This window comes from Candidatus Nitrosarchaeum limnium BG20 (genome assembly GCF_000241145.1).
In the GTDB taxonomy this organism is placed as follows: domain Archaea; phylum Thermoproteota; class Nitrososphaeria; order Nitrososphaerales; family Nitrosopumilaceae; genus Nitrosarchaeum; species Nitrosarchaeum limnae.
In genome coordinates, this window is sequence record NZ_AHJG01000088.1 from 1 (window position 1) to 2826 (window position 2826).

The 2826-nt window shown below is 34.2% G+C and carries 3 protein-coding genes and 1 pseudogene; 3 read left to right on the top strand and 1 reads right to left on the bottom strand.

The genetic code is table 11. The features are described 5' to 3' along the window. Positions 1-375 (bottom strand): annotated as a pseudogene (locus tag BG20_RS02630) (nitrite/sulfite reductase); the annotation flags it as partial. A gap of 247 nt (positions 376-622) precedes the next feature. Between BG20_RS02630 and BG20_RS02635 the strand changes: the two are divergent. From BG20_RS02635 to BG20_RS02645, 3 genes are all read left to right on the top strand, one after another. Beyond that, on the top strand, positions 623-1123 hold the full coding sequence (locus tag BG20_RS02635; RefSeq protein ID WP_007401386.1) for a hypothetical protein: 501 nt from the start codon (positions 623-625) through the stop codon (positions 1121-1123). A gap of 80 nt (positions 1124-1203) precedes the next feature. Next, positions 1204-2022, top strand: a complete 819-nt coding sequence (locus BG20_RS02640; protein WP_007401385.1) for a sulfide-dependent adenosine diphosphate thiazole synthase — start codon at positions 1204-1206, stop codon at positions 2020-2022. Positions 2023-2045: 23 nt separating this feature from the next. Further along, complete coding sequence (locus BG20_RS02645) at positions 2046-2813, top strand: DUF6775 family putative metallopeptidase (protein ID WP_048097006.1); 768 nt, start codon at positions 2046-2048, stop codon at positions 2811-2813. The last annotated feature ends 13 nt before the right edge of the window (positions 2814-2826 follow it).

A 2826-nucleotide genomic window follows, 5' to 3' on the forward strand; every position in this document is an offset into this window, starting at 1 on the left:
ACCTACTTCTGCCAAACCTCGCAAAATTTCAGATACATCTTCTAGGATCACCCAATGTAATTGGATATTTTCTCTAGTTGAGAAATGAGCACTACCAATAGAGAATTGCTCACTTAGTTGAGATATTTTTTCAAGTTGATTTGGATAAATTTCCCCTGCTGGGAGTTTAATTCTAACCATGGCATAATCACTAGTCATTCTAGTTCCATATGCCCCATGTTGCAGTCTAAATCGTCTAAAGCTGTCTTCGTCGTATTTGCCTTGACGATACAACTTTACAGTTTTTGCAAAATTCTCTGCCTCTTCTATACGTGCCCAATTGATTTTAGGTTTAGATGAATCTGGATATGCCTGCTTAAGGTTAGATATTGTCAATTCAATAGAAAGTTCTTTGGTTTATGATATAAATTTTTGATATATGGAAGTTTAGGTGATAGAATTACATGAAGATACAGGAATTTTCCTAATTGAAGAAATAATTTCATCGTAGAATTAGGTTCTCCTAAGAAATCATGATGTGAAAACAATACTTTTTGAAAAAAACACAGACATGCTCAAATAATCTAAAAAAGAAGTTCGTTTAATGTTCAACAAAAAAAGAGTTTTGACTTTTTTTATTTTTATGGGGTTATTTTCAGCTGTTTACCAAATCGGTGCAATTAGTACAGTAAATGAAGAAGAAGCTGCCATGTTTCTAGATGAATTCAGTAATCTTGTTGATGGAATTGATGGGTTCGGAATTTTTGTTCATAACTTGACAATTGCACTGCCAATGTTTATTCCAGGATTTGGATTAGTTTGGGGGTTATTCGCAGGGTGGTCAACGGGTTTTGCATTTGCCGCAATTGTGACATCAATTCCTGCATTGGCAAATTTTCCACCTCTTGCAATTTTGTATCTTTCGCCATTTGGAATAATGGAGTTAGTTGCATATTCTTTGGGAATTTCGAGAAGCTACATGATAATATATGCAATTATCAAACATAGATCAATAAAACCGCAGTTATTAATCACATCAATTGAGATAGGAATTGTGGTGGCATTGCTTTTGGTTGGCGGGTATTTGGAATTTGCAATGATAGATGGAGCTGAAAATATAGTTCCAAGTATAGAGGATCTTTAGAAAGTAAACAGCAACATAAGTTTCCAAAGTGGAAAAAACATGTGGTAAAGTATTAATTGGTTCTCAGAGGTATCTTTTTCATGCAAAAAGCCACAGTTGCAGAAAAATCAGAAAAGATATTCACAGATGTTAGTGAAGTAGAGATTACTCGTGCAATTGCAAACGAATGGCATGCAGTTTTAATTGATAGGGCACAGTCAGATGTAATAATTATCGGTGCAGGTCCTGCAGGGCTAACTGCTAGCAGAGATCTTTCCAATATGGGTTTCAAAGTGTTAGTAGTTGAACAAAACAACTATCTCGGTGGTGGTTATTGGTTAGGAGGCTACATGATGAATCCAGTTACAGTAAGAGAGCCTGCTCAAAAAATATGGGATGAATTAGGAGTACCATACAAAAAAGTTTCAGATGGACTATACATTACACCTGGACCACATGCAGTTTCAAAGCTAATTGCAGCAGCATGTGATGCAGGAGTTAAATTTCTTAATCTTACAAAGTTTGATGATTTAGTATTGAAAAATGGCAGGGTTGCAGGAATTGTTGTGAATTGGATGCCAGTTTCAGCATTACCAAGAAACATTACATGTGTGGATCCAATTGCATTAGAAGCAAAAATGATAATTGATGCATCAGGTCATGATTCTGTTGCAGTAAAAAGATTGGTCGATAGAGGGTTAGCAGAATGGAAGGGAATGAATCCAATGTATGTTAATGAAGGTGAAGAACACGTTGTTCACAAAACAGGAGAAGTGTATCCAGGGTTAGTTGCGGCAGGAATGTCAGTTACTGAAACACATGGACTTGCAAGAATGGGTCCAACATATGGCTCAATGTTATTTTCAGGCAGAAGAGCTGCTGAAATCACTGCAGAGAAAATTAAAGAGTTAGAAAGATAAACAATCAATAGTTTATCAAATCATTGAAGATTTCAAAAATATTTTTGTATGATGAACCTGCTATTTCTGAAATTCAATTAGAAAGACTAGTTGATTTTCTAAAACAAACATTTACAGTGCAAGTAGAAAAAAGAGAGAATATTTTAAAATACTCAAAAAAGGACACAGCTGAAAAAATTGCATCTTGCAGAATTTTTAATCTCATAAAACCATTTGAAAGACACATTCCAAACAGAGATGAAATTGTGTTTGAGCAAGAAAACATCAGGAATACTTCAAAAACAGAAAATATTATCATGTATGATGGATTTGAACTTCAAAAAATTCTAACAGAATTAATCCCAGATGGAGATTCAGATTCATTCCACATATTCTTTACAAACAAATTAACATGTACTTATGACTATAACGATTACAGATACCATGGAAGGGCCTTAATTGGAGCCAATCCTTCAATAATTTCCACCACTGGAATAATCGAAGCGCCTGCAAAGCCAAGAGAGTATTATTTAGAATTGATGGCAAATTACACTCAGGGCATAAATGTTGATACCATTAAACAAAAGTACAAAGGAACATACCTGGAATACAATGATTATAGACTATCAAAAATCATAGAAGGATATCTACTACAGGCAATATTTTACTATGAAACAGCAGATGCATTTTGTAATAAACCAGAGTGCAGATTGTTTAATGCTCATTGGCAAAAAGATCTAATATACTCACAAATAGAAAACTGCAGATTATGCGAAAATCATCAACAAATATTAAAAAACTTAACGATGTAAAATTAGATAGCAG